At 57.8% G+C, this 800-nt stretch carries 1 protein-coding gene and 1 pseudogene; both read right to left on the reverse strand.

Annotated elements, in window-relative coordinates; genetic code table 11:
* On the reverse strand, nt 1–511 hold a 511-nt coding region (locus EN932_RS37250; RefSeq protein WP_128369581.1), incomplete at its 3' end, for a GntR family transcriptional regulator.
* Between the two features lie 32 nt (nt 512–543).
* A pseudogene (locus EN932_RS37255) lies at nt 544–800 on the reverse strand (dehydrogenase); the annotation flags it as partial.

Below are 800 nucleotides of genomic sequence, written 5' to 3' on the forward strand. Positions count from 1 at the left end.
GGTAGTCATAGGTCGCCGTCTTCGAAAAATCCTGCTTGTCATAGTCGGGGATAAGGCTCGGATTGACGAAGCGCTCTTCGAGTTGCACCGGCAGATCGTTCTCGAAATTGACGACGACGGAATGATAGATCGAGACGCGCTTTGGAAATTCGAACGACAGCGCCAGCTCTTTTGTCGGCATGATGGTTTCGAGGACGAGGACTTCGGAACGATGTCTGTTGCCGCGCTCGACGATCTCGGCTGCGATGTTGTTGATCTCGATCAGCGTCGACTGTGGCCGCGGTGGCGCGATGAAGGTTCCCACACCTTGCAGGCGGATCAGAAACCCGGCCGAGGTCAATTCTCTGAGCGCCCGGTGAACCGTCATCCGCGAGACGCCGAGTGAAGCGACCAACTCATTCTCGGACGGCAGCTTGCGATCTTTGCCCCACCGGCCCGTTCCGATGTTTGCCAGGATGTAGTCCTTCACCTTCTCGTAAAGAGGGCTGGCGGTGTCGGGCAAAGTGATCATTTCAAAAGTCCTTTCCGGCGATTCATCGGAAATCACGACTCGACAGGTTGCCGCATGCGGATAATTGTTTTCAAGCCGTCGCTGCGCCCCGCCAACAGCCGCTCATAGGCAGCCGGAATGTCATCCAGGCCGATCTCCTGGTCGATCAGCGCCAGCAGCGGTTCGCTCAATTCACCCAGCATCCGCACGGCCTCGGGCAGTTCGTCGGCAAAGGCATGGCATCCCAGCAACCCGATTTCGCGTTCGACCAGCGTATTGGGATCAATGTCGAGGCGGCCGTGGAAGATGC

Origin of the sequence: Mesorhizobium sp. M7A.F.Ca.US.002.01.1.1, assembly GCF_004022955.1 — a bacterium.
GTDB lineage: Bacteria > Pseudomonadota > Alphaproteobacteria > Rhizobiales > Rhizobiaceae > Mesorhizobium > Mesorhizobium ciceri.